Genomic DNA, 22,397 nt, shown 5'->3' with positions numbered 1-22,397 from the left:
TCGCCACCAAGCCACTCGCGATAACGGTTCGGCGCATCCCCCAAGACCCGCTATGCTTATCCAGGCAAGCAGGCGGCCGTAGCTCAATGGATAGAGCATCTGACTACGGATCAGAAGGTTACGGGTTCGACTCCTGTCGGCCGCGCCACACGAAAGCCCAGATCATCAGCCGATGACCTGGGCTTTTTCGTGTCTCGATCAGTGATCGGCGTCCGACTGTGTCCGGCTGTGATCCGGTGCGTCCGGCCCGGCTTTCCCAATGCCTTCCCGTGTGCTGGGGCGTAGGACTTCGCTGATCCGGCGCATGGAGATCTCGTCTTGACCCGCGAGGCACTTGGCGTAGGTCGGCAGGAGGACCTCCACGCTGCTGCCCGCCCCAGGCGGCCACCTGCTTCGCCGGCACCCTCCTTCTAGGCAGGTCGACGTGTCTCCTCAGCCGCGGTGCGAGATCTCCCTAGTGCTGTGACCGCATACCGGGCGCGCACAGTTCGGCGAGGCGTTCCAGGGTGCTCGCCATCTGCGTCTGCCACCAGGCGCGCCCGCTGTCCACTTCCGCGCGTTTGTCCTCCGGCATGCGCGAACCGTCGAAGGTCTCGGTCACGACCGTCGCCCCGGCTCCGTCCGGGAGCAGATCGAAGATCCACCGGTGGCCCCACGCGGCCCCGGGCGCGGTGGCGTCCGGGTGCCCGCGACCGGGCCTCGGCTCCCAGCCGAGGCGACGGTCCGGCTCGTACTCGACGACGTGGTTGTTCATCTCATAGTCGCCGTATCGCTCGTAATGCATCCGCATCACGAAGACGTCCCCGACGCCCGAGACCACGGCGTCGGAGACGCCACCGCGCAGCATCCCCGAGCCGTCGAGGTCCGGGTGCCGTCCGGGGTCGGCCAGGATCCGGAAGATCTCCTCCGCCGGGGCGCCGATGCGCCGGGACACCACCACCACGGGCTCGCCTGTCGTACTCGTCATCCGCGTGCCTCCGTTAACCGCAGAGCATGAACCCGACTCCGGCCCGGACGCTACACCGGGGGTACGACAACGCCTCGCCGAGGACGTTCCACATGCCCTCGGTTGGCGATCAAGTCTTGACCCAGCTACCCGGCGAACCTATGCGGTCACAGCACTAGCAAGAGAAGTCGTCATAGTACCGAGTCGCCCCACCTCGTACAGATCGTCGTAGCTATGGGCTACACCTGCCACAGCACGACATGTTATGTGTGAGATAAGATCAAGGGTTTTGCTGAGTAAGCAATTAGATGTCCGACGTTTTCAATTGACTTCTTGCCTTCATGCCTCCTGTCAAATACAAGGACTCCATTGTCGAGGTCGGCATGGTTCACTACGCTGAGCGGCCCGCTGTGGATTTCGTGATTGCCGTCAAGATACCGGCCCCGAAGGGCGCGCGCCCCCGCGATGCGCTCCAGGTCCGTGAAGCGAATGGGCTGGCTTTCCCGTAGGTCTCCCTGGAAAGCGGGACGAGACCACCCGTGTTGCTCGCGAATCTCTCTACCCCAACGAATTATCACCTCCTTTTCGATCTCCTTCGCCTCGATGTAGTCCTCATCAGTCGTGCGGAAACCACAGCAGTCTTCGTGCGCCCTCCAATCTCTAAGCCATTCAAATACGCCCGAGTCGTTGAATCGTGCGGCCAGAGTCCCCGTGTCGTCCTGGGAGAGGCTCCCCCTGTCGAAGGGGAGCACTTCGGCGGGCCCGCTCGTGACTAGCGGGTCGTTTTCGGCGCTGTTGGGGGCGGGGCAGTAGCGCGCCCATGCGTCGGTGAAGGCGGCGCGCTGGTAGCCCTTGGCCTGGCCGATGGGGGCCGGAAAGCGGATGGTGTCCGATCGGATCTCGTATTCGCGCAAGAGGGCGCCGAGCTTCATGGCGGTCAGGCCGGCGGGTCCGTAGTCGGCCCATCCGGCCTCAGGGTCGGCCTTGAGCCGCTCCAGCAGGGTGGCGGTGGGCAGAACGGGATCGGTGCGGCAGTCGGTCAGCAGGCGGATACGGGTGGATGTCTCGCTGTTGTCGTCGGCTTCGGCGGTGAGGGCGAGCACGGCGGCGCGGGCGCGGGCGGGCCAGTCTCCGCCGGCGTGGTCGGCGACGGCGATGAGGGGTTCCCAGGTGTCGGCGGCGCGGTCTTCCACGGGCATGGGCGGTTCGGCTTCCTGCAAGGTGTCGATGTCGGGGCGCAGCCAGGCGGCGAGCGCTTCGGCGAGCTGGCGGAGGTTGGGGCGGTCGCGCTTGTGCCGGTAGGGCGCAACCGACTCGCCGGGGCCACGGCGGCGCATGCGGATGACGACGGCGCGGTCTTCGATGGTGTCGGGCATGGCGCCGATTCCGGCGAGCGGGGTCATGGCGAACGTCGGGATGCTCTCCACGCGGTTGGTCGCGGCGTCGTAGCGCTTGGCGGGGCGGTTGCGCTGGTGGCCGGCGTTGAGCAGGCCGCGTAGGTCCTCGTTGCCGTCAGCCTTGGGACCGAAGATGGTGTCGGCCTCATCGACCAGCATCGTGGACGCAGGTGGGCTAGGACAGCGGGCCGGTTCGGTGGCGGCCGGTCTTTAGTTAGATCCCGAACGCTCGGCCGAGCTGGGCGACCCGTAGGAGCGCTGTGGAGGTCTTAGGACCGGCTCAAATCTGGTGGATAGGGGCCGGGCGCGGTGCGTCCCGCTGTGTGCTTGAGCGGCGGGAACTTCCGGGAAGCGATCTTTGACTAGCTCCGGGAGGTCATGGGGAAGTCTGCGGCGTACCCATGACGAGGCCGCTGGGACAGAGTCGGGCTCCTCCTTCGCCGAGCGAATCGGTGTGAATGTGAACACGGGAACCGCCCGGTCGCGCCTCCCGGCAGGCGGGCAGCCAGTCTGGCCGCCGGGATAGACGCACCGACCGTCGAACGGGCCGGGTGGGGCGGAGCCGCCGTAGTAGTCCGAGGCCGGGAAAGCCGGTCACATGGCCAAGGGCGGCAGCGGTATCGAGAAGGGACGGAGGCTGCAATGCCGAAAGACGCGCCCCCGAACGGGAGCGCCTGGCCAGATGCGGTTCCCATGGGACCACATCGCCGGGTATCGGAGATGCAGGCCAAGCTTCACCGTTGGGCGGCGGCCGATCCAGGCCGCCGGTTTGACGATCTGTTCAACCTCGTGCACGACCCGGCGACGCTGCTGATGGCGTTCGAACGGGTCGCGGGCAACATCGGGTCCCGAACGCCCTGCATCGACGGCCTGACGGTCGCCGATGTCGAGCAGCATCTCGGGGTTCCCGGATTCCTGGACGATCTGCGCGCCCAGCTGAAGATGGGCTCGTTTCGGCCTTTGCCGGTGCGGGAGCGGTTGATTCCCAAACCCGGCGGGCAGGGAAAGGTCCGCCATCTGGGTATCCCCACGGTGGCCGACCGTATCGTCCAGGCGGCTGTGAAACTGGTGCTGGAACCGATCTTCGAGGCCGACTTCCAGCCGGTCTCTTACGGTTTCCGGCCCCGGCGGCGCGCTCATGACGCGATCGCGGAGATCCACTACTTCGGCACCCGAGGTTATCGGTGGGTGCTGGATGCGGACATCGAAGCGGCCTTCGACAACCTCGACCATGTGGTCTTGATGGACCAAGTGCGCGCGAGGGTGAAGGACAAACGCGTCCTGACGCTGGTCAAGGCGTTTCTCAAGGCCGGAGTTCTCACCGAACTGGGCACGCTGCGAACCACGCCGGCCGGTACGCCGCAGGGCGGCATCCTCTCGCCGCTGCTGTTCAACATTGCCCTGTCGGTGCTCGATGAGCACATGCACGGCCCGTGGCAGCAGGGCGGGACGATGAGCACTCCCAGCCGACGTGTCCATCGCCGCCGCAAGGGCCTGCCGAACTGGCGGATCGTCCGCTACGCCGACGATTTCGTCGTCCTCGTGCATGGCACCCGCGACGATGTTCACGCCCTGCGCGAGGAGATCGCGAAGGTGCTCGCCGGTCTGGGCCTGCGGCTGTCGCCGTCCAAGACCCAGATCACCCACCTCAGCGAGGCGATCGACTTCTTGGGGTTCCGCCTCCAGTGGCGCCGCAAGCAAGGTACGAACAAGTGGTACATCTACACCTTCGTCTCCCACGCGGCCATCCGGTCGGTGCGAGCCAAGGTTCGTGCCCTGACGCCCAGAACATCACAACAAGACCTCAGGTCCGTGCTGAGAAGGATCAACCTGATCACGCACGGATGGGCCACCTACTTCAAGCACGCCTGGAGAACCGACCCTTCGTGGCCGTCCGGGCCTGTGCGCGGCCGTCGTCACTCAGTTGCGGGCCGCGGCAAGGGTCTCCCGCAAGGCCGCTGCCTGCGGTGCTGTCGGTCGGTCATGTAGCCGGGTGGACGTCGATCTGCACAGATACGGGGTCAGCTCTCGGGCCGCGTACAAGGCAAGACAGCCGTCGGTGACCTCGAACTCCGCTGATCGCCAGACCGGCTCGTCCGCGTTAACGTGGATCATCACATGGCTCGGGGGGCCCCGATACGGAGGTTCGATGCCCCGTTTACGTTTACCTCGATTCCTGGCGTCCGCCGCCGTGGCGGTGGCGATGGCTCTCAGCGCGACGGCCGCTGTGCCGGTCGGCCCTGCGTCGGCCGCCTCGCTCCTCACCGATCCCGTCCCCATCGCCGCGTACGGCATGGAGGAGAGCAGGGGCACCGCGGTGGGCGACTCCATGGGCGGCGACACTGGCACGGCGGTGGCAACGTCGTGGACGGCGGGAAAGCACGGGAAGGCCTTGTCCTTCGCGGGAGAGGACTACGTCGAGAGCAAGGTGGCGATTCCCCCCACCCCTGCTTGGGCAGCCCTTCGAGCCCTCACCTTCGAGGCTTGGATCAAGCCGGCGTCCGACGCCGACGGCAACCTCCTGGAGCTGCAGTCCTGGGACTCCTCGAACGGCTTCTTCGTGGTGGACTACGCCTGGCGAACCCTGTACGCAGCATACTGCGGGGTCCAAGGATGCGCGGTCATCTCGGGGGGCGAGCACGGGTTCGAGGTGCCGGAGGGCTCATGGAGCCATGTGGCGGTCACCCATGACGGGACGGCGCTCCGCATCTACCTGAACGGGACGCAGGTCGCCATGCAGGAGGCGACCGTGCCGCTGCCGTCGTTCGACGGCCAGCGCACGATCGGCGGCGCCTACGACACCTCGGCCGACTTCGACGGCGTGATCGATGAGGTGCGCGTCTACGGTACCGCCATCGACGAGGCACGGGTCCGCGCCGACATGGAGACCCCCGTCACCGCGGCCCTTCCAGACGATCCGCCCTCGGCGGTGGGCGCCTTCACCGCGGCCGGTGGGAAGGCCCGTGCCGACCTGTCGTGGACCGCGGCGACCGACGACTTCGGGGTCACGGGGTACGAGGTCCACCGCTCGTCGACGGCCGGCTTCGAGCCCACCGCCGAGACGCTGCTCGCCACCGTCACCACGCCGAAGTACGCCGACACCGGCATCGAGCCGGCGGGCAGCTACTACTACCGCGTCCAGGCCCGGGACATCCTCACGAACGGCCCCCCGTCGCAGGAGGCGGCCGCCGACGTGGGACCCGTCGACCGGCCCACCGAATCCCTCCTGGCCGCCTACGCGCTCGACGAGGGGAGCGGCACCCTGGCCCGGGACGCTTCCGGCAAGGGCAACCACGGCACCGTCGACAGGGCCACCTGGACCGAGGGGAAGCACGGCTCCGCCCTGGACTTCCCGAGGACCGGCAGGCGGATGGTCGTCCCCGACCCGCCGAGCCTGCGGGTGACGAGCGGGCTCACCCTGGAGATGTGGATGCGGCCGAGGGCCGTCGAACCGTACGACCGGCCGCGGTACATCGTCGCGAAGAAGGCGTCGGGCTCCCCCTACCCGAGCTACTCCGTCAAGACATGGGGGCCGAGGGACTACCAGGTGCTCCTGACGATGGCCGACGGGACACCCCTCTCCGTGACCCTCCCGCCTCCGCCGGTCGACCAGTGGACCCACCTCGCCGTGACGTTCGATTACTGGGCCGACCGCCGCTACGCCCTGACGGTGTACGTCAACGGCGCCGTGCAGCGGTCCCTGGAGACGTCGCGCGCCATCCTGTACGCCCCTGGCGACTTCCAGCTCGGATCGGACGGGTTCACAGACGACCTCTACATTCCGGTCACGCTCGACGACGTGCGCGTCTATTCCAAGGCGCTCACGGGTCCGCAGATCAGGGCGGACATGCTCGAACGCGTCTCGTGACGCGTTTGCCGGTGAAGGGTGTGGCCGCCGGGGGTGCGCTCCCGGCGGCCACGCTCGCGGGGCGGGTCAGTCGGCCCGGGCGGGCGGTGCCGCAGGTAGTCGAGGAATGTAGCCGCAGCGGTACCTGCATCCGGATGCGCGCTCGGTCTCCGATGGCGAGGCGCTGAGTGCCCATCTCTCGGTGCGCCGGTCCCCAAGTGGTCCCCGGCTGCGGGTGGCCTAACCGGTGGGAGCCCCTCGTGGCCAAGCATGTGCTCTACGGCTTCTACAAGCAGGGCCCGAAACCGCTCAGCCACTGGCAGGCCTACCAGGAGCGGTACTTCTGTGTGAATGCCGCTCGGCACATGTTCCGCGCGCTGGAGATGCTCGGCAACCCCGTCGAGGTGGACAAGACGCTCCGCGCCGAACTCAAGGAGAGCCGCGACCTGCACGAGCACTGGGACGAGAACATGCCGGCGTTCAACACAACTCCCCGGCCTCGCCAGCCTCAATTCCCGTCCGGCCGCGCATTCGCCGACCGTAACCCACACCGCGGCCCGTACTACCCGGACGCATGGAGCAACCACGGCGGTGCGAAGATCACGCCGAACGTCTCCGCCACGCAGCTCCGCGGCGTACTCGACGCGGTGGAAGCCTACGTACTGGAGCAGTACCCCGAGCTGCAGAAGTACCTACGCCCCCGCTCGGAAGCCTCCCCATGGATAATCGACGAGCACGGCGGTATCTGGCCTCGGCCGGTCAACAGCGTGGACGTTGAACCTGAGCAGGACCGGTAGGACGATGATGGTCCGCAACGCGACCATATGGGACTGCCGTGGCATCGTGTCGAGCCTTACCACCAGACGACGTGGCGCCGACCCCGGCGGACGCGGGACATGCACGGGATGATCTTTCAAGCCGTGCGAGCCGTGCGGAGTGTTCGCACAGTTCACACCAGGTGCGCCAACCATACGGCTGCCGCTCTTATAAAGCGGGTGCCGTACGTCCGAGTCCTGCCGGGGCACACCTACTGACGTGCTTACAAGTAGCTTTAGATGTGGCTCCCGAGTTGCTCGATTGCCGTACGTGCGAAGTCCTGCGCACCCTCGCCGGCGCCAGCCGCCAGGCCAGTCGCAATTGGAGCGAGTAGGCCCTTCAATGCCGTCACTGCACCAGGGCCCCGGCGTTCCTGGGTTCTGATGCGGTATGGCGACGTTGAGCGTTTGGCCAGGTGGAAGACGAAAGAGCGCGACTTCTGCTGATCTTTCAGGTCTCGAATCCGAAGATCGCCGCAGGAGTCGCGCTCGTGTCCCCATCTTCCCTGACCAGCTCTCCTCCCGCCGCTGCTCTTGACCAGCTCACCGACCTGGCGTTGCGGGAAGCCGAACTGAGGGCCGATCCGGTCGGAGTGGAATCGGCGTTGATGCGCCGATTGGCGGCGGTCCCCGACCGGCGCTCGGCATGCGGGCGGCGTCATCGGCTGGTGGTCATCTTGACGTTGACCGCGTGCGCGACGCTCGTGGTCGGCGGCGACAGCGTCGCGGCGATCTGGCAGTGGGCAGCCCGGACCTCCCAGCAGGTGCTGGAGCGGCTGGGCGCCCACCGTGATCCTTTCACCGGACTGTTCACCGTCCCCAGCGAGCGGACCTTCCGCCGGGTCCTGGCCCATCTGGACGGCGATGCGCTGGATGCGGCGATCAGCGGCTATGTGGCCGACGTGCTACGTCAGGCGGCTCCTGTGCCGCAGATCCCCGACACCCCCGGACCTCTCGAGCGCGAGCAACGCCGCGTGACCCAGCGGCAGCTCACCCATCCCGCCCCGGACGGGCTCCTGCCCGGCGCCGCCCTGGACGGCAAGGCCAGCCGAGGGGCCCGGACCGCCGACGGCGGGCGGGTCTTCCTGATCGGGGCGATCAGCCACGAGTACGGCGTGATCCTGGGCCAAAGCCAGGTCGCCGACAAACGCGGGGAGGGACCCGCCGCTCGCGCCCTGCTAACCCGGCTGGACGCGGCCGGGATGGTGCTGACCCTGGACGCGCTGCACACCACCAAAGCCACCGCCCGCCTGATCACCCAGCAGTTGGACGCCCACTACATCCTCATTTTGAAGGGCAACCAGCCGCTGGCCCGCGCCGCCGCTCAAGCCCTGCTGACCGGCCCGGACGTCGACTGGAGCGCGACCACCGCCATTGATGACGATCACGGGCACGACCGCATCGAACGCCGCACCATCCGCACCGCCCAAGCAGACGACACCCTGTTCCCCGGCGCCCGCCAAGCCTTCCGGATCCGCCGCGATGTCGGCGATCTGGACGGCGTCTGGATCAGCAAGGAGATCGTGTACGGCATCACCAGCCTGCCCGCCACCCTGGCCCCACCCGACCACCTCAACCATTATGAACGGGCGCACTGGGGTGTGGAAAACCGTCTCCATTGGGTTCGTGACGTGACATTCCGGGAAGATCACTCCCAGGTCAGGACGGGAACCGCACCCAGGGCGCTCGCCGGCTTCAGAAACCTGGCGATCAGCACCGCCCGGCTGGCTGGCCGCGCCAACATCGCCCACGCCCGCCGCGACCTCCTCAACCACGACGACGCCTTCGCCGTCTACGCCATCTGATCAATCCGACGAATCGGGATATAGCGAATCAACGCCGGGGCCCTGGTCACTGCACGGCGTAGCTTGCCGGGATCTGGTTCGGCCTGGGTGATCTCGGCTAGCGCATCATCCGTGGCTGCTTGCGCGTCCGCCAAATCCTCGTCCGCAAGGCCAAGGCTTGGCAGTCCTTCGCGTGTGCTGATTAGCGCCTGCGCCAGTAGTTCGAATCCTGGGGTAATGAGCTGCTCCCCGGAGTTCTGCGCCTGGTTGACCGTGCCGCTGTTGTTCCAGGCCAACTGGGCGCCATCGACGCTGCCATGGATCACCGGTCCGTAGTTGATCGTCGTGTGGCCGGGTACGGCATAGCCGAAGGAAGTACGCCTAGGCGCATGAGCTGGTGCTGCCCGGCGGGGGTGGCCGGGCAGCGCCGATGGTCATCTGGCCGTTTCGTACACCGTAACGTCCTGAGCAGCCTGTGCCGGTCCAAGCCGGGTGTCGCCGTTCCATTGCACCGTGTAGGTGTACTGACCCGCGCCTGGTGTGTCGGAGAACACGTACGACCCAGTGGTGCCGATCGACACCGGCCAACTGACGGTTTCGCCGCCTTCGTCATTGCGAGTGCGCTGGACTGTGAGCCGGCCACTGCGCGGCAGAGTGGTCCCCTCGGCCCGCAAGGTTCCGCTGAACACCAACCTCTGGCCGGCGACCCCGCTCCTTGGCCCGCTCAACGTCAGCGTGGTCGGGTACCTGACCACGATTGTGACCGAGGCCTTGCTCCACCTGTGCTCGTCGTTGCCTTTCCAGCGCACGGTATAGGTGTTCTCTCCGCCTGTGGGGGGCGTGTCGGTGATGGTGAAGGTTCCGTCCGCTGCGGTCGTCACGCTGGGCAGTTCCGCGCCGGCTCCGCCGGACAGGGTGCGGGTCACGGCTAGCGGCTGCGCGCCGGGAGCCGTCCCATCCTCGAGCGTCAGTCGTCCGGTCAGGGTGAGCGGTTGGTGTGCCGTTCCCCCGGGCTCTGCGGTCAACGTCAGGGTGGACGCGGGCAAAGTGACGTCGTGCAGCCGCCACAGGTAGAGCCGGTCTGTGGGCGACCTCAGGAGGCTGAAGACGTCGCGGCCCGAGAATTGGACATTCTCGCTGACCGGCTGACCTTCGGCGGTGTCCGCGGTGTAGATCGCGGCTCCTGAGGCGGCGTCGTACAGTGTCATTTCCAGGCCCTCTTTGCGCACGCCGGCGACGTAGGCGCCGTCTGAGCTGATGGCCACTCCCGCCGGCCACCCGTCGAACTGCTGCCGCTCATAGCCGCGTACTTTCACCAGGGTTCTGGCGTCCCACATGTCGAATGAGTACGGCAGGGCGAACGCGGAGATCACCTGAGAGCCGTCGGGAGTGACGGCGAGGTCATTCAGCCCGTAGTTGCTGTGGGCGTGCCCGTCGATCTCACCACGCAGGACCGGAGCAGCGCCGCCTATGTCGTAGACGAACAGGTCACCCGGACTGACCACTTCGCCGAGCACGAGCGTGTCTCCGGCCGCCGCCATCAACGGGGCCGACTTGAGTGGGGTTTCGAATGGGGACGGTTCTGGCGTTGCCTCCGACAAGTCGAGGTTGAGGACACCTTGATCACCACAGCCGCCATAGCCGACCCAGAGCCGCTCGCCGGTGAGCACCAGCTCGGACGGACATGGGTAGGCGGCGAGGTCGACGCGCCGGATGATCGCGGCTGTGGCGGTGTCGATTTCGGCGATCTCATTCGTTCCCTGCAGCGCCGCATACAGGCGGGTGCCGTCGGGCGTCATGGCCAGGCCATAGGCACCGGACAGGCCGGTAATGGTGTTCTTGACCTCGCCGGTGGTATCAGCGATGACGATGCGATCGTTGATGGAAACGGCGACCTTGTCGGCTTCGACGACCAGCTTGCCGTAGGCGAAGGCACCCAGGTCGGTCATCGAGTCCTCGGCCGAGGCGCTGGGCGCCGAAGCGACGAGGAGACCGATGATCACGGTCAGAACGCTGCCGACCACGGTTGTCCTTGATGCGGCCGGACTTCGATGTAAAGCAGATAAGAGGCGCATGTGGATCCCCGTTCGTAAAGACGACAAAAGACGAAACGCCATGATCAAGTCAGAGAAATACACCAAGGTCAAGACCTACAGCGACTGAGCGACTGAGATTGCCCACGCGAGTCGGCTACCTTCAGTAGGCCGCGACGATGACCGAGCCAACAGCACGACGCCCTAGCTCCCCCGCCCGGACGACTGCTGTACAGCAACTCATACGGCGAAACCGCCTAAAAGGATCACACTCCACCAGGCCGTTTCACCGCATAACCAGGCCGGCCATCGCTGACGAGGCATCTGCCTTTCCCTACGGATCAGAGAATTCGGGTTCGACTCCTGTCGGCCGCGCTCATGTGAAAGGCCCGTCACCAGGACTCCCTGGGACGGGCCTTCGTGTTTGTCATGACCATCTCGCGATCTTGCTTACACCCCTGCTGACAGGCGGCCAGCGGGTACCTTCCGCCTACTCGCCGATCGCCTGAGCGAAGATCTCCGCAGCCGAGGCTTCCGCCGTGCGGATCACGTGAGCGTAGACCCCAAGCGTGATGGAGGGGTCCGCGTGACCGAGCCGAGCGGCGACCACATGCACAGGGACGCCGGCCAGGAGCAGAGTCGTGGCGTGAACGTGCCGAAGATCGTGAAGCCTGGCGTGGGGAAGAGGTTGTCCGGGCCGCGCGCCTTGTGCTGGGCTGTTGTAGCGCTTGATCACGGTCGCGATGAGCGAACTCACCGTGTCGGGATGGATCGGCTCACCCCACCCCGTCGTGAACACGTGGTCGTCGGTCCCTCGCCACTCCACGCCGACAGCCAGCTTGTCGGCGGCCTGCTTCCTCCGCTGCTCTCGGAACACCTTGACCGTCCCTTCGTCGAGATACGAGCCGATGACCTGCCCGCCCTGCGCAGCTTCACCCTCGGCCTGGACAAGGACAAACAAGCCGTCATCGCCGGGCTGACCCTGCCCTACAGCAACAGCCCCATAGAAGGCACCAACACCAAGGTCAAGCTGCTCAAACGACAGATGTACGGCCGCGTCGGCTTCGCCCTATTACGGCAGCGGATCCTGCTCCCCTAAGCACGCACCGCCACCACCGCATTCGTGCCAGAGCCGTTGGCTGGACAGACCCGCGTTGGCTGGTTCTGCCGTGGCGTCAGAAAATGGGAATGTGGCTCAACTCTCCGAAGATGTGCGCTTCAGCTTGCGCCTATTCGCGTTCTACCTGGCCAACGGCACCTTAGACATGGAACTGTTGGACGGCATCGACTACAAGCCCGCCCTGATGCAGTTCGGCTCAACATTGGAGATGGTGTTCACGATCTACACCAACGTGCTTGAGGTCGATGCGACCGGCAGAGTCATCAACGACGGTGACGCTCAGCTACGTGTAGCCCAATGGATCCGCCATTACTGCGACCCGTCATACGTAGTGGACCCGCCATTCCAGCCGTGGGAAACCGAACTGGCCGGCCCCTGAGCCGCTGCACTTCGGCCCTATCCCGGCAGATGATCTGCACGCCGGGGTGGTCGCTCAGCCAGGCGGCCAGCGCATCCGATGACCGCTCGGGCAGTACCTCGACCGGCCGGCTGGTGGTGATGTCGATCAGGATCGTGCCGTAGGCGTGACCGCGACGCAGGGCGAAGTCGTCGACGCCCAGAACCTGGGGTCCACTGTTGGGTTCGGGGTCGGGCAGGCAGCGGATCAGCCGGAGCAGCGTCAGGCGCCGACGTCCGGATGTGTCCGGTCGTGGCCGGGCGGATCCGGATGATCTTTCCCAATGCTTTCCCGCGTTCCGGCCGAGAACTTCGCTGATCCGGCACATGGAGATCTCCTCCTAACCGACCAGGTACTTGGCGTAGATGCGCATCGCGTCCCCGCGAGCGGCTGGCGCAGGCCCGGTTGCCCTTCAGGCCAGTCGATACTCCCATCCCTCCTGCCAGCTGAAGTCGGCGTCCGCCAGTTCTTCCAACGGGATGCCGTTGATGAAGTGATCGAACGCCCACCGTGTCGCGACGTGTCCGATCACCAGGATGCGGGTGCCGGACCATCGCAAGGGCAGATCACCAAGAAAGCGGCTCACGCGGTGCACCGCTTGCCTCCAACTTTCTCCCCCTGGATAGGGCTTGTCGAGGTAATCGGATCGGTTCTGGTGCAGCTCAATTGCGGGCATGCCGTTGTTATCGCCGTAGTCGCATTCCCGAAGCCGCCAATCATGGAGGATCGGAATATCGGTGTCGGCGAACGCCAGGGAAGCGGTTTCGACCGCTCGGGTGAGGTCAGAGGTGAAAACGGCGGCGAGGCCGTCCTTGCGCCGTCGCTCGCCCAGTTCCACGGCTAAGCGTCGGCCTCGTTCAGACAGGCGTCCGGGCCGCCACCCCGTGGCGATCCCCCGCTCGTTGTCCTGGCTCACGGAGTGTGTTTCGAGCACGATCTCTATCGGCATGACGTCACGCTAGCGCCGGCACTGCCACGTCTCCTCCTCCTTCTCCCGCAGCGGACAGCCACAGCCCTCACCTTGTAGAGCACTCGGCATGGAGGCCATCCCGCGCTACACAGGCGCGACGTGCCCGGACGTGCTGCTACTCCGTGAACCCTCGGCGTGCACGGCCTGCGCCGCCGATACGCCGTGACCCTCCACCCAGACCACGTCTCGCCGCGTTGGGCCCGTGGACATCAGACAGACGCGAGGTACTAGCCACCGCCTTTACCGGCTTCTACGCTTCCGTGATGGCGGAGCTGAATCTGTTCGAGGCCTGGCAATTATGGATGAGCGGCGAGTCGATGATCGACCACACTCTATTCGAGCTGCCGATGATTTGGTGGGGCCGCGCCGGAAAGATCGTGTCGTTTCTCGCGGGTATGACCGTCGTGCTCGACGTAATCGGACCGGAACGATTGAGGGAGTTCAGTACCAGGTTCCGGCGGATCAACGTTGACAGAGCCCGGAGTATGCGCATCGGGCGGCGGATCGTCGTAGGACTCCTGGTGACGGTGGCCGCCGTCGCCGTCACCTCGGAGATCGTGGGCGACCAGGATATGGAGGAAATCGCCAGCGTGATCGCGTTGGGCGTCGGCATATTCGGCCTGATAGTGGTGCCGGCGGCGGCCGGATTCCTGGCGGGAGGCGTCGCGGGCCTTCTTGAGAATCCAAGAACCGAGAGGCTTGTGCGCTGGATCGGGGTGATCCTTCTTGTGGTCGGCTTCCACTTCGACCTACTTGCCTCGTGACATCAACGTTCGCGTCTGCCTGCCATAGCCGACATGCTGGTGTCCTTCCCACGCTCGTGGGAGTCGGGCCCAGCACAAGGCGGACTCAGCGAGCGGCTCTACCAAACGAGTCACCGTCTCATCGTGCCGCCGGCGCACCATCTCGCTCATCGTGCCGCCGGCGAACCATCTCGGTGATCCAGATGGGCGCGAACGGAGACGTGCAGCCCGGGGAGGTCGGGTAGTCCTTGAGCACCTCCAGTCGCTCGCCGATGTCGAGCGCACGGGCGCGGTGCTCGGCGTGCTCGATTCCGATCTGCGCCAGGCAGTTGTTCATCGCCCACTGAAGGCGATATGGGGCGTCTTTCATCTCCGCCTCGATGACGTCGAGCAGTCCTGCCAGATCGAGGCCCTCGGGCTTCTTCGCCACGCGTTCGGTGGTCAGCGCCCAGCCGGCACTCGCGGCCACTGGATCCGGATCGGCGGACCAGGCCAGGCGCAGCTCTTCGGCGTGCCGGTTCTTCTTCACCACGTAGTTCACGAGCCAGTCGTGCACCTTGGGCGTGCGAGCCTCGCGCACCATGACGTCCAACTCGTCACGCTCGAACGCCTTCGGGCGGCAGATCAGCAGCGCCAGCAGCCTCGCAGCGGTGTCACCCGTCCCCCAGAGCCGGTGCGCGAGGTCCTGCTGAGTCTTCAGCCGCTTCGCGATCGCCCGCAGCTTGCCGAGGTTCACACCGTGGTCGTCACCGTGTTTCTCGTTCACCTCACGTGCCTTGGGGTCCTCGAGCTCGGCCAACTCGGCCATCACCTCGGCCACCGTCGTCTCGGTCAGCGTCGTCTCGGCCACCTCAGCCTCCTGTCCATCACGCGAGACTCAGCCTATGACGGAAGTAGGTCTCCTGTCGTACACGCCGGTTCCGCGGCAGCCACCGACATGAAAGCCCTCGACTTCACGAAAGGCGCTCGGCTTGGGCGCTGTGGCGGCCCACGCCGACACCTGGCGGACCGCGACGGGGTCGGGCTGGGGGCCCAACCCGACCGCCGGTGCTGCGAACGCGGAGGCGAACGCTCGCGCCGCCCTCACCGCACAAGACGTCGTATGCCACCGTGTACATCGCCCCGGGCGGTGCCTGGTGCATCTACGACGTCACGGTGACCGCCCGCTGCACGAACTGACCAGACCCGTCACCGGGAGAGAAGCGGGAACCGACGCTGTCGGCCCAGGCCGACCGTGCTAGCCACGCGGTGCGTACATGATGAGCAACACGCCGAGTATGCAGATGGCCGCGCCGATGATGTCCCACCGGTCGGGCCGGAACCTGTCCACCACCACGCCCCAGGCCAGCGAGCCGGCGACGAACACCCCTCCGTAGGCGGCGAGGATCCGGCCGAAGTGGGCGTCGGGCTGGAGGGTGGCGACGAGACCGTAGAGGCCCAGGGCGACGAACCCGGCTCCGACCCACCACAGGCCACGTTGTTCTCTCACTCCCTGCCAGACCAGCCAGGCTCCGCCGATTTCGGCGAGTGCGGCGACCACGAACAGCAGGAGGGAACGCGCGATGGTCACGGCTTCGACTGTAGATGACCGCTGTCGGTGTGCCTGAACACGCTCTCCATTGCTCCGCCGCCCCTTTCAAGACCAATGCCGCCCCTTTCAAGACCAATAGGGTGGTGGAGCCCTCGATCATGAGGGGGACGCAGACCATGAGGAGATCGGAATGAGCCACGCTCTCGGCGCGGTGCCCGCGTTCCGGCGCACGCCACTCAGCGCGGACGAAAGGGCCCGGTTCATCGTCAACATGACCGAATTGGTGGGGCAGATGGTCGTCGCCAAGGGGAGGTTCCGCGTCACCGCCGACACCCCGGAGATGGTGGAGCTGTTCCAGATCGTCGCCCGGCGCGTGGGTGACCTGCTCCAGCGGCCGCTGGTCAGCTACTCCAACGGCCGCGACATCGTGATCACCTTCGCCGGGAGCGACGAGCTCACCGTCTGAATCCGCTGGGTCAGTTGTACTTGTACAACCTGGTGGCGACCCGGTGGTTGTGATCGAACACCGAGGCGCGGTACTTGCTTATGGCGAGGTCGCCGTGGTGGGCCTTTCCGCAGGTGTTGAACCCGGCCAGTTGATGGATCTCGAAACGCGCCGTTGGGTCGCCGCCGACGAAGTACTCCGCACGGGCCTGACGCTGGTCGGCACCCGTGTCACAGGCGAAGACGAACGTGTCCTTCTCGGCGAAGCACATGGCGGCCGCGCGCTTCGTCGAGGTGCAGACCTCCGACCGTGCCCGCGCGGTGGCCGGGGTGATACGTGTCTCCGGTTTGACGGGGTACTTGGTGACGCTGCGGACCGTCTTCCACCTGCTCACCCTGATCCGGTGATTTCCTTTGTACAGCGCAGCTCTGAAGGTCACGGTCTTGCCGACTTCACGGCTTCCCCGGATCTCGTTCTCGCCTGCCAGATTGTGGATGACGTATTTCGTGCCCAGGTAGCCGTTCAGGTAGTACTCGACCGTGGCATGGAGCTTGTCGGGCTGCGTGTCCTCGATCGAGATCCCCGGCCGGTCGCTCTCGTCCGCTCCCACGCACGCCGCCGCGCCCTTGACGCGAATGCACTCCGGCTTCGCCTGACCGGTGGTGGCAGCCGCCGCGGCGGTGGTGAGGATGCCGGTGGCGGCGGGCGCTTCACCGTAGGCCGGGATCGACGCGGTCGCGGCGAGCGTGGGGGATGAGGTCAGGGCCATCGTGGCGGCGGCGATCGCGGTCACCGAAATCAAGGCCCGTACAGGGGTTCTGTGGTCCATGTTCACTTAGATGCCGAGTAGCCCGGTTATGTTGCCCCGGAGAACCGACGTCTTTCTCGGTGAGCGAGCAGTCAGGTGGTCACCGAGTCGGTAAATGTCATTATCGGGGGGCCCGTGCCCCGTGCTGCGGCGAACGCGTCCTCGCCGTGGGCCTATGGGAGCGCTCCCAAATCGCGTAGCTTACTTCTGCTGTCACCCTTCACAAAGGAGTCTGTCGTGCGGAGATGGTTGTCCGTGGCCTGCGTGGCCATGCTGTTACCGCTGACGGCGACCTCGGTCGCCTCCGCGTCCGGGCCCGCGAGCCATGGGCGCGGGACATGCGGAAACGCGAAGTTGTTGTTCTGCGAGGACTTCCAGACCCTGCCCACTGGCGGCGCGAGCACCCTCAAGTGGGGAATCGACACCGAACACGGCACCCTGACCGTGGAGCGCGGCGGGCGGGACGGGCAGAAGGTGCTGCGTGTACACACCGAGGGCAACGGCCGCGCGTTCCTGAAAGTGGACGACTTCACCCCGCCGGGGAACAGCTTCTTCGGCCGGGTACGGCTACGCGTCAAGGAGTTCCCGGTGGCCCCCGATTGGGCGCACTACACCCTGATCGAGGCGACAGGCGACGGCCCGGAGATCGTCCGCCCGCTCGGCGGCCAGTACGTCCCCGAGGTGGACGGGGGCGTCGCGCTGTGGGGTGTCGGCGCGGACGGCGGCCCCACGGGCGACTGGACGAACTGGCGGGAGTCCGCTCCCTCGCGGGCGGGGGTGTGGCAGTGCCTGGAGTGGCGGATGGACGCCACCGACAACCGGATCTCACTGTGGTTCGACGGCGTCGCGAAGCCCGACCTCACCGTGTCCACCCACGACCATGGCGGCAACGACGTCGACTTCGTCTTCCCCCGCTTCGACACGCTGAAGCTGGGGTGGCAGCTCTACCAGGGCAACCCGACCCCGGCCGCCTACGACGTCTGGCTGGACGACATCGCGTTGAGCACCCAGCGGGTCGGCTGCGCCACCTGACCGACGGCTGTAGCCCACGCGCGGCCCTTCCAGTGGCGGAAGCGGTCGGCAAACCAGCCTAGAGCCGCCGGAACAACCGGTCCTCGCACTGCCCAGACGGTGGAGCCGCATCGGCCGTGGCCTGACCGGGCAGGCCGTGATCTTGACCGGGATACCGGTGGAGCATCGCACGCGCCTGCTCGGTCATCCGGGCGAAGACGGCGGCGGCCGGTTCGACAGCGGTCAGGGCCGACGGAGCCCGAGAGGTGCGCTCGGTCCGCTCCTACGCGGCCGCGCCGGCCGACATCGACGAGGACCCGTCGCCGGCGACCACCGCGCCTTCCACCGCGCTCCGGCTCAGACCCGGCTCCCGTCGCCGGGGGCTCAGGCGTTGTCGTAGCGCTCGCGGGCGGCCTGGATGTCGCTCCGGTGGGCGGTGGCCCACTGGTCGAGGGCGCTCAGGGGCACGAGCAGGGTGCGGCCGAGCTCGGTCAGCTCGTAGTCGACGCGCGGCGGCACGGCGGCGTGCACGGTGCGGTCGACCAGGCCGTCACGGACGAGGGCGCGCAGGGTCAGGGTGAGCATCCGCTGGCTGATGCCGTCGATGCCACGGTGGAGCTCGCTGAAGCGGTGGACGCGCCGGCCGAGCAGGCACACGATCAGGACGCTCCACTTGTCGCCGACCCTGTCGAGGATCTCGCGCACCGGGCACTCGTCGTCGGTGGCCAGGATGGGGTCGGGCACATTGGTGTTCGTAGCCGACATTGAAGTGCCTCCTCCCGCTCACTCTCATCGTTACCCATAATGGGGTTACACACAATATGTAAGTGAGGATGGCCGATGAACGTACCCACGACCGAGGAAGCCGCGAGGCCCGAGCCCAGCCGGGAAGGCCTCGTCGAGGCGCCCGGACTGATCGTGCTCGGCTCCGGCGATGCTTCCACGTGCGCGGACGGGACATGCCGGTGAGCGGGGTGACGACGGTACGCGTCGAGGTCTGGTCTGACGTCGTGTGCCCCTGGTGCTACCTCGGGAAGCGGCGCCTTGAGCACGCCCTGGAGCGGTTCGAGCACGCCGAGGAGGTCGAGGTCGTCTGGCGCAGCTTCCAGCTCGACCCGTCGTTCCCCAAGGGCGTCCGGCAGCCCGTGCCCGAGCTGCTGATGAAGAAGACCGGCGGCTCGCGCGATCAGGTACGGGCGATGACCGCACAGGTCACATCGCTGGCCGCGGAGGAGGGCCTGGCGTACGACCTCGAGAGCTCCGTCATGGTCAACACCATCGACGCGCACCGGCTGACCCACCTGGCCAAGAAGTACGGCCACGGTGCCGAGGCCCACGAGAGGCTCCTGCGCGCGCAACTGATCGAGGGGCAGACCCTCGACGACACCGGCACGCTGGTCCGGCTCGGCACCGAGGTCGGCCTGCCCGAGGAGGAGATCCGTCGCGTCCTCGCCGGCGGTGACCACATCGACGACGTCGAGGCCGACATCCGCGAGGCCCGCGAGCTGGGTGTCAGCGGCGTGCCCTTCTTCGCGTTGAACCGCACCTACGCCATCTCCGGCGCGCAGCCCGCAGAGATGTTCCTGTCGGCGCTTCACACGGCCCGCGAGCACGCTCGCACGTCGGCGGCGGAGCCCCGCTAGCGGAGCCGCGGTCGCATATCGAGCTCCTGGCGGACCTGCTGAGCCTCCCGCACGCCGCGCGGGAGGCTCAGCAGGTGCCCTGGGTCAGGAGGCGGTGCAGGTGAGTGCCGACGGTGTGCCGTTTCCGGTACCGGTGAAGCCGAACGTGGCCGACGCGTTGGACGCGAGGTTGCCGTTCCAGTTCACGTTCGTGACCGTGACGCTACCGCCGCTACTCGACAGGTTGCCGTTCCACAGCTGCGAGATCCGGCCGTTGGCGAACGTCCACTGGACCCTCCAGCCGTTGATGGGCGCCGCGCCGATGTTCTTGACCGCGACCTCGCCCTGGAAGCCGCCCTGCCACTCGTTGGTCATCCTGTAGGTCGCCGTGCACCCGGCGCCACCTGTGGGCGTCGGCGTGGGTGTGGGCGTCGGAGTGGGGGTCGGCGTGGGGGTGGGCGTCGGGGTCCGCGGAGGCGTCGGGGTGGGGGTGCCGGTGGGCGGCGGTGCGGCGATGGCCAGGTCGTAGGCCCGCTGCGGCACGAACTGGCCGGCGGAGGCGATGCAGCCATCCGCCTCGCCCGGAGGCTTCACCCACAGGAACGCGTCGATCGCGGAGTCACCGGTGTTGGTGGTGCTCCAGGTGCCGGTGGCGCGCCCCGCCGGGTCGCACCACTCGCTGCCGGCCGGGCCGTTGCCGTTGCGGCTGGTGTCGATGACGGCCTTCAGCCCCTGGACGCCGGTCGCGGAGATGATGCTCTTGGCGTACGACACCAGGCCCGGGGTGGACCGGTAGTTGGAGGTGTTGAGGGCGATGCCGTTCGCGCTGTTGGCGATGTCCGCGCCCCTCAGCCGGTTCGCGGCGTCCGAGGCGGAGACCCAGGCGTCATGGCCGATGTCGAAGTAGACCTTGACCTGCGAGGACGTGGCCCTGAACTTCTTGCCGGCGTAGGCCATGGAGGCTTGCACCTCGGCCTGCTGAGAGGCGTTCATGCAGTTCGGCATGATCGCGAGCGCGTCCGGTTCGAGGATGATCGTCGCCGGACGGCCGCCGAGGCCGGCCGCGACCTGGTCGATCCAGGCCCGGTAGGAGGTGTGGTCGGGCGCGCCGCCCGCGCTCGCGCCGCCGCAGTCGCGGTTCGGCATTTCGTACACGACCACGATCGGGATCTTGCCCGCGGCGGCCGCCGCGCCGACGTACGCGTCGACCTGGCCACGCACGGTCGTGGGGTTGTACGTGGCGAACCACCGGCCCTGGGGAACGGCGGCGATCCGGTCTCTGATCACCGCGGTACGGCTGTCACCGGGGTTGGCCGCGACCCATTTGGCCGCGTTGGTCTGGGGATCCACGTAGAACGCGGAGTCGGCGGCTTGGGCGGCGGACGATGTGAATACGGCGGCCCCCGCCGCGGCCGTGGCGGCCGCGGCGAGGATGGCCGTCAGCAAGGGCCTTCTACGAGCCATGTAATAACTCCGTCCAGTCGGATGGGAGCGCTCCCACCATCTCTCCGGATGGTAGGTAGCCGCTGCCTGTCCCAGAAGAGCGCTGGTGGGCAAGGCCGGACCCTCACCGCATCGCCGCAGGCGAGGCATGCCGACGGTCTTGCGTCCTATGTGAAACTTTCAGCACGGGCCGCCCGCGCCCGTTGTGATCCAGCGACGCCTGATGCTTTCCAGAACCCATCGCCCGGACGGCTCCTCACCGGACAACGCCCAGCTCGGGAATGCCTCAGTGCCGTTCAATGTGCGCCGCCCGGCGGACGCACCGGTGACCGTGGTCGAGTACGGCGACTTCGAATGTCCCTACTGCGGCCAGGCCGAGCCGGTCGTGCGCGACCTCCTCGCCGCCCGCGTGTCCATGACGTCGTAGGCGGTGCCTTTCCCGACCGCCATGTCGGCTCGCCCCAGCGGCGCACTGGTTAGGATCAGGACCACACGCGCCTGTTCTGATGGGGGATGGTGACCGAGCACACGCCTCCGGACGGCCGCCCGCGCAGTTCGATCGCGGCGGCCGGGGCGGCGCTGTCCCGCCTGGGACGGTTACGTGACCTGCCGGTCATCCTCATGCTGGCGTGGGTGGGCTGGCTGGCCATCCCCTGGCCCTTCAGCGGTCTCGCCCAGACGCGGAGCACGACCGATCAGCCCCTGACCACGGGCGTCCCGGCGGGCCTGGCGCTCGAGACCGATCCCTCGGCCGGCCCGATCCCGGCGGGCTGGACCGTGAACGCTGTGCCGGCCCACGCGGGGCTGGTCGTGCACACGGTCGCACCGGCCGGCCCGCACGGGCCGCCGAGCGCGTACGAGTCACCCGGCGTGCAGGAACCCCCCAGCGCGCAGGAGTTGATCGACGCCGAGCGCGCGCGCATCGCCGGGGAGGTGCACGACGCCGCCGGGCACGGTCTGGCGACCATCGCGATGCAGGCCGGGGTCGCGCTGCTCATGCTCGACGAGCGTCCCGACCAGGTACGGGAGTCGCTGGAGGCGATCCGCTCGACCAGCATGCAGGCGCTCGACCAGCTTCGCTCCGCACTCGACCTCATCGACCCCAAGGCCTCGGACCACGACCTGGCCCGGCTCGTCGACGGGGTACGCGCGGCCGGGCTCCCCGTCGTCGTCGAACCTGCGGAGCCGGACCTCCCCGCGCATCTCCGCGACACGGTCTACCGGGTCGTGCGCGAGTCGCTGACCAACGTCCTGCGCCACGCGGGCCCGGCCGGGGCCGTGGTCCGCGTCACCCGCGGCCCGTACGAGCTCGTCCTGGAGATCACCGACAGGGGAAGCGGGCCGTCCGCAGCGGCCGAGGGCCGTGGGCTGGCCGGGATGCGAGCGCGCGTGGTGGCGGCCGGTGGCACGTTCAGCGCGGGCCCCCACGAGAGCGGCGGCTTCCGCGTCGCGGCCCGCTTTCCCCTGCGGACCACGTGACCGGCC

At 67.3% G+C, this 22,397-nt stretch carries 24 protein-coding genes, 1 tRNA gene and 1 pseudogene; 14 read left to right on the top strand and 12 right to left on the bottom strand.

The annotated features are described in order from the left end of the window. The first annotated feature begins 72 nt into the window (after positions 1-72). Positions 73-148, top strand: a tRNA-Arg gene (locus tag ABD810_RS01085). Positions 149-454: 306 nt separating this feature from the next. Here the strand turns inward: ABD810_RS01085 and ABD810_RS01080 are convergent. Together ABD810_RS01080 and ABD810_RS01075 are read right to left on the bottom strand one after the other, a co-directional pair. After that, the gene (locus ABD810_RS01080; protein WP_344933058.1) at positions 455-967 is read right to left on the bottom strand and encodes an SRPBCC family protein; all 513 of its coding nucleotides are present in this window, start codon (positions 965-967) and stop codon (positions 455-457) included. Between the two features lie 242 nt (positions 968-1,209). Further along, positions 1,210-2,502, bottom strand: coding sequence for a DUF3631 domain-containing protein (locus ABD810_RS01075; RefSeq protein ID WP_344933056.1), 1,293 nt, complete (start codon positions 2,500-2,502; stop codon positions 1,210-1,212). A 561-nt stretch (positions 2,503-3,063) separates the two neighbouring features. Between ABD810_RS01075 and ltrA the strand changes: the two genes are divergently transcribed. The 4 genes from ltrA to ABD810_RS01055 all read left to right on the top strand — a co-directional run bounded on the left by ltrA (position 3,064) and on the right by ABD810_RS01055 (position 8,810). Continuing rightward, positions 3,064-4,332 (top strand): group II intron reverse transcriptase/maturase, encoded by a 1,269-nt coding sequence (gene ltrA, locus ABD810_RS01070; RefSeq protein ID WP_344933053.1) that lies wholly within the window; start codon positions 3,064-3,066, stop codon positions 4,330-4,332. A gap of 160 nt (positions 4,333-4,492) precedes the next feature. Beyond that, complete coding sequence (locus tag ABD810_RS01065) at positions 4,493-6,211, top strand: LamG-like jellyroll fold domain-containing protein (RefSeq protein ID WP_344933051.1); 1,719 nt, start codon at positions 4,493-4,495, stop codon at positions 6,209-6,211. A gap of 239 nt (positions 6,212-6,450) precedes the next feature. Continuing rightward, positions 6,451-6,987: a hypothetical protein gene (locus ABD810_RS01060; protein ID WP_344933049.1), complete on the top strand. Its 537-nt coding sequence runs from the start codon at positions 6,451-6,453 to the stop codon at positions 6,985-6,987. Positions 6,988-7,496: 509 nt separating this feature from the next. Continuing rightward, on the top strand, positions 7,497-8,810 hold the full coding sequence (locus ABD810_RS01055) for an ISAs1 family transposase (protein ID WP_344933047.1): 1,314 nt from the start codon (positions 7,497-7,499) through the stop codon (positions 8,808-8,810). Here ABD810_RS01055 and ABD810_RS01050 read toward each other — a convergent pair. From ABD810_RS01050 to ABD810_RS01040, 3 genes are all read right to left on the bottom strand, one after another. After that, on the bottom strand, positions 8,798-9,115 hold the full coding sequence (locus ABD810_RS01050; protein WP_344933045.1) for a hypothetical protein: 318 nt from the start codon (positions 9,113-9,115) through the stop codon (positions 8,798-8,800). The genes ABD810_RS01055 and ABD810_RS01050 overlap by 13 nt on opposite strands. Positions 9,116-9,223: 108 nt before the next feature. Next, positions 9,224-10,813: a hypothetical protein gene (locus ABD810_RS01045; protein ID WP_344933043.1), complete on the bottom strand. Its 1,590-nt coding sequence runs from the start codon at positions 10,811-10,813 to the stop codon at positions 9,224-9,226. A 499-nt stretch (positions 10,814-11,312) separates the two neighbouring features. Beyond that, a complete protein-coding gene (locus tag ABD810_RS01040) occupies positions 11,313-11,621 on the bottom strand; it encodes a tyrosine-type recombinase/integrase (protein WP_344933041.1) in 309 nt (102 codons plus the stop codon). 102 nt (positions 11,622-11,723) lie between these two features. Here ABD810_RS01040 and ABD810_RS01035 point away from each other — a divergent pair. After that, a pseudogene (locus tag ABD810_RS01035) lies at positions 11,724-11,921 on the top strand (transposase); the annotation flags it as partial. 91 nt (positions 11,922-12,012) lie between these two features. Beyond that, a complete protein-coding gene (locus tag ABD810_RS01030) occupies positions 12,013-12,321 on the top strand; it encodes a DUF7677 family protein (RefSeq protein WP_344933039.1) in 309 nt (102 codons plus the stop codon). Here ABD810_RS01030 and ABD810_RS40895 read toward each other — a convergent pair. Then, a complete protein-coding gene (locus ABD810_RS40895) occupies positions 12,206-12,667 on the bottom strand; it encodes a transposase (RefSeq protein WP_425566829.1) in 462 nt (153 codons plus the stop codon). The two genes, ABD810_RS01030 and ABD810_RS40895, sit on opposite strands and share 116 nt — an antisense overlap. Before the next feature lie 84 nt (positions 12,668-12,751). Next, entirely contained in the window at positions 12,752-13,288 is a 537-nt protein-coding gene (locus tag ABD810_RS01025; RefSeq protein WP_344933037.1) for a histidine phosphatase family protein, read from the bottom strand. Between the two features lie 284 nt (positions 13,289-13,572). Here ABD810_RS01025 and ABD810_RS01020 point away from each other — a divergent pair, with 284 nt between their 5' ends. Beyond that, positions 13,573-14,073: a hypothetical protein gene (locus ABD810_RS01020; RefSeq protein WP_344933035.1), complete on the top strand. Its 501-nt coding sequence runs from the start codon at positions 13,573-13,575 to the stop codon at positions 14,071-14,073. Between the two features lie 118 nt (positions 14,074-14,191). Here ABD810_RS01020 and ABD810_RS01015 read toward each other — a convergent pair whose 3' ends face one another. Both ABD810_RS01015 and ABD810_RS01010 read right to left on the bottom strand, forming a co-directional pair. Beyond that, positions 14,192-14,860 carry a DNA alkylation repair protein gene (locus ABD810_RS01015; RefSeq protein WP_344935343.1) on the bottom strand — a complete coding sequence of 223 codons (669 nt, stop codon included), beginning with the start codon at positions 14,858-14,860 and terminating at the stop codon, positions 14,192-14,194. 429 nt (positions 14,861-15,289) lie between these two features. Further along, positions 15,290-15,622 (bottom strand): YnfA family protein, encoded by a 333-nt coding sequence (locus ABD810_RS01010; RefSeq protein WP_344933033.1) that lies wholly within the window; start codon positions 15,620-15,622, stop codon positions 15,290-15,292. Between the two features lie 151 nt (positions 15,623-15,773). Here ABD810_RS01010 and ABD810_RS01005 point away from each other — a divergent pair, with 151 nt between their 5' ends. Beyond that, the gene (locus ABD810_RS01005) at positions 15,774-16,049 is read left to right on the top strand and encodes a hypothetical protein (protein ID WP_344933031.1); all 276 of its coding nucleotides are present in this window, start codon (positions 15,774-15,776) and stop codon (positions 16,047-16,049) included. Positions 16,050-16,059: 10 nt separating this feature from the next. Here the strand turns inward: ABD810_RS01005 and ABD810_RS01000 are convergent, their stop codons facing one another. After that, positions 16,060-16,821, bottom strand: coding sequence for a hypothetical protein (locus ABD810_RS01000; RefSeq protein WP_344933029.1), 762 nt, complete (start codon positions 16,819-16,821; stop codon positions 16,060-16,062). A 252-nt stretch (positions 16,822-17,073) separates the two neighbouring features. Here ABD810_RS01000 and ABD810_RS00995 point away from each other — a divergent pair, with 252 nt between their 5' ends. After that, positions 17,074-17,868: a hypothetical protein gene (locus ABD810_RS00995; protein ID WP_344933027.1), complete on the top strand. Its 795-nt coding sequence runs from the start codon at positions 17,074-17,076 to the stop codon at positions 17,866-17,868. A 363-nt stretch (positions 17,869-18,231) separates the two neighbouring features. Here the strand turns inward: ABD810_RS00995 and ABD810_RS00990 are convergent, their stop codons facing one another. Next, positions 18,232-18,612: a winged helix-turn-helix transcriptional regulator gene (locus ABD810_RS00990; RefSeq protein ID WP_344933024.1), complete on the bottom strand. Its 381-nt coding sequence runs from the start codon at positions 18,610-18,612 to the stop codon at positions 18,232-18,234. A 75-nt stretch (positions 18,613-18,687) separates the two neighbouring features. Here ABD810_RS00990 and ABD810_RS00985 point away from each other — a divergent pair, with 75 nt between their 5' ends. Together ABD810_RS00985 and ABD810_RS00980 are read left to right on the top strand one after the other, a co-directional pair. Beyond that, positions 18,688-18,816 (top strand): hypothetical protein, encoded by a 129-nt coding sequence (locus tag ABD810_RS00985; RefSeq protein ID WP_344933022.1) that lies wholly within the window; start codon positions 18,688-18,690, stop codon positions 18,814-18,816. A 5-nt stretch (positions 18,817-18,821) separates the two neighbouring features. Further along, entirely contained in the window at positions 18,822-19,490 is a 669-nt protein-coding gene (locus ABD810_RS00980; RefSeq protein ID WP_344933019.1) for a DsbA family oxidoreductase, read from the top strand. A gap of 84 nt (positions 19,491-19,574) precedes the next feature. On the opposite strand, the gene ABD810_RS00975 is transcribed toward ABD810_RS00980, so the two are convergent. Then, on the bottom strand, positions 19,575-20,933 hold the full coding sequence (locus ABD810_RS00975) for a glycoside hydrolase family 6 protein (RefSeq protein WP_344933017.1): 1,359 nt from the start codon (positions 20,931-20,933) through the stop codon (positions 19,575-19,577). Positions 20,934-21,135: 202 nt separating this feature from the next. Between ABD810_RS00975 and ABD810_RS00970 the strand changes: the two genes are divergently transcribed. Both ABD810_RS00970 and ABD810_RS00965 read left to right on the top strand, forming a co-directional pair. Further along, the gene (locus ABD810_RS00970) at positions 21,136-21,339 is read left to right on the top strand and encodes a DsbA family protein (protein ID WP_344933015.1); all 204 of its coding nucleotides are present in this window, start codon (positions 21,136-21,138) and stop codon (positions 21,337-21,339) included. Positions 21,340-21,425: 86 nt separating this feature from the next. After that, positions 21,426-22,391 (top strand): sensor histidine kinase, encoded by a 966-nt coding sequence (locus ABD810_RS00965; RefSeq protein WP_344933013.1) that lies wholly within the window; start codon positions 21,426-21,428, stop codon positions 22,389-22,391. Positions 22,392-22,397: the final 6 nt, after the last annotated feature.

The sequence above is a fragment of the Sphaerisporangium flaviroseum genome (assembly GCF_039537005.1).
In the GTDB taxonomy this organism is placed as follows: Bacteria; Actinomycetota; Actinomycetes; order Streptosporangiales; family Streptosporangiaceae; genus Sphaerisporangium; species Sphaerisporangium flaviroseum.
Note: the sequence above shows the minus strand (reverse complement) of the source record. Positions and strands in the feature narration are given on the sequence as shown.